Source organism: Brevibacillus sp. HB1.2 (assembly GCF_013332495.1).
Classification (GTDB): Bacteria; Bacillota; Bacilli; order Brevibacillales; family Brevibacillaceae; genus Brevibacillus; species Brevibacillus porteri.
This window is the reverse complement of the sequence record NZ_JABMIU010000044.1, coordinates 1-863: the sequence shown is the minus strand read 5'-3', so window position 1 is coordinate 863 and position 863 is coordinate 1. Positions and strand designations below refer to the sequence as shown.

Below are 863 nucleotides of genomic sequence, written 5' to 3'. Positions count from 1 at the left end.
TGAAGTGCACCCCTTAAAGTAGACATTGGAATAACCCTTGTGGTTTACCGATGAACTTTAGGGGGTGCATTTTTTATGGCAACTAAAGGTCAAAAGTTTATGAGTTATCCAGATACCCTGAAAAGGGAAGCCATACGTTTACATCTTGAGGAAAAATGGACGTATAAACGAATTACAGAACATCTGGGGATTCTGGACAAAGATCGTGTGAAAAAGTGGATGAGAAAGTACAGACAGCTTGGAGAGTTTGGACTCCTAGATCAACGTGGACGTCGAGAGACGTATATTGACCAGGACCGTCATGTTCAAAAATTAAAGCGTGAAAATGAAATCCTAAAAAAGTGTTTGGAAATCTGGGTACGGGAGGTGTAAGGAAGAAATATCACATTGTAGAGACATTGTCTTCAACCTTCATGGTAACTGAGATTTGTAAGGCTTTAGGTGTCTCAAGAAGCGGATATTATAAGTACCTCTCCACAAAAAAACAGAATAAGGATAAAGTTTTGAAAGAGAAGATCAAGTCGATCTATAAGCAAAGGAAAGGAATTTACGGCTACCGCAGAATTCAAGCAGAACTAGTACGTCAGTATGGCTGTAAAGTAAACCATAAAAAAGTGTTGCGGTTGATGCAAAATTTGGGGATAAAAGCAGTTATTCGTCGGAAACGCGCCTACATCACCACTTTTCAAGCCATCGTATCCGATGGACGTGTAGCCGAAAACATGCTAAATCGTGATTTCGTTGCTCAGAGACCAAATCAAAAATGGGTAACTGACGTTACCCAATATCGAATCGGAGATGAACGCATCTATCTCTCAGCAATTAAAGATTTATGTACGCGCGAAATTGTTGCCTATCATATT

At 39.7% G+C, this 863-nt stretch carries 2 protein-coding genes; both read left to right on the top strand.

From position 1 onward, the window contains the following. Positions 1-75 precede the first annotated feature (75 nt). Positions 76-372 carry a helix-turn-helix domain-containing protein gene (locus tag HPY28_RS30125; RefSeq protein WP_173607620.1) on the top strand — a complete coding sequence of 99 codons (297 nt, stop codon included), beginning with the start codon at positions 76-78 and terminating at the stop codon, positions 370-372. Positions 373-413: 41 nt separating this feature from the next. Further along, on the top strand, positions 414-863 hold a 450-nt coding region (locus HPY28_RS30120; protein ID WP_254613233.1), incomplete at its 3' end, for an IS3 family transposase.

What these genes read in the sequence shown, in the direction of transcription:
- HPY28_RS30125 (WP_173607620.1), top strand. Translation starts at nt 76, where the DNA reads ATGGCAACTAAAGGTCAAAAGTTTATGAGTTATCCAGATACCCTGAAA.